We start from the raw sequence: 1,394 nt of genomic DNA, 5'->3' as shown, positions 1-1,394 counted from the left end.
TTACTAGCTCTTTTGTATGAGTCGAAGTTTTCTATACTTCTATTTTTCTGCCACGCTTTGTAGCACTCTCTTTTGAATCTTACCATCTTTTGGACTTCTTCGTTCCACCACCAGGTTTCTCTAAAAGGTTGAGATGTTCCTTTAGATTCTCCCAAAATGTCAATAGCCACATTTCTAATGCTAGTAGAAATCTTGTTCCAAACACCATTAGCCCCCTCTTCCATAGTCCATGATGTCTCCTTCAAGACCTTGTTTTTGAATAATTCTATTTTCTCCCCTTTAAGATTCCACCACTTTGTCCTTGGGACCGACATAGTACGGTTTCGTCTACATGTTCCTTTTAAAACAATATCTAACACAAGTAGTCTATGTTGAGTAGTTAAGCTTTCCCCTGGTATAACCTTACAATCCTTTGTTGATAAACGATCGATTTTTCTAGTTAAAAAGAAATCTATTTGACTTACGTGTGGTCCACTTTTATAAGTTATTAAGTGTTCGTCTCTCTTTTTATGGTAAGTATTTCTAATCATAAGGTCGTACGCTAAGGCAAAATCTAAAATCGCCTCACCGGCGTCATTTCTTTCCCCAAAACCAAAACCCCCATGAACCTTATCGTAATCTTTGCAATCCTTCCCTACATGCCCATTGAAATCTCCTCCTATATAGAGTTTTTCCCCGATTGGTATGTCTTGAATTAGCTCGTCCATTTGATCCCAAAAATGTTTTTTGCAACGTTCATCGAGTCCTACTTGCGGTGCATACGCGCTAACTATGTTAATAATGTTTTCTCCTATGATGAGTTTTACTAATATAATCCTATCCTCTTTCCGAACTACCGATGTCACACAATCTTTTAGATATTTATCAACCATTATGCCTACTCCATTTCTATTTCTTTCAACTCCAGTATAGTAAAATTTAAAACCATCCATTTCTTTGGCCTTTGCACCAACCCATTTGGTCTCTTGTACGCATGCTATGTTAATCTTTCTTCTAACCATGGTGTCAACTAACTCCATCCCTTTCCCCGTCATGGATCCTATGTTCCAAGAGCCTAACCTAAGCCTAGTGTCCTGGGCTAATTTCTTTACCCTCGCTCGTCCAGAAAAACGAGGGAACCCTTGCTTATTTTGTACCACATCCGGGCGCCGATGTGGCGCCCCTTGCCCATTTTTCGAAGCATTCGAAGGCAAATGCAACGCGTCGCTTAAGGGGGACGCCCTAGCCTTTACGCGATATATGTTAGGATTCATGTTCATTGGTTCATGACAAAGTTTTACCCTGGCTGTCAAGCTACCTAACGGAACCCTCCCCATTTACCCGGGCTTGGGACCGGCCTTGGCTGGGAAAAGGCTTTGATTGTTGTTGTTGGTCTTTCAAGAATATATCATCGA

1 protein-coding gene is annotated in these 1,394 nt (G+C 40.7%); it reads right to left on the bottom strand.

The window, feature by feature from the left end:
* Positions 1-1,019, bottom strand: a 1,019-nt coding sequence (locus tag QQK25_RS24705) for an endonuclease/exonuclease/phosphatase family protein (protein WP_284190036.1), incomplete at its 3' end; no start/stop codon positions are given.
* Between the last annotated feature and the right edge of the window lie 375 nt (positions 1,020-1,394).

It is taken from the genome of Zoogloea oryzae (genome assembly GCF_030161255.1).
Taxonomy (GTDB): Bacteria; Pseudomonadota; Gammaproteobacteria; order Burkholderiales; family Rhodocyclaceae; genus Zoogloea; species Zoogloea oryzae.
This window is presented reverse-complemented; position numbering and strand designations above follow the sequence as displayed.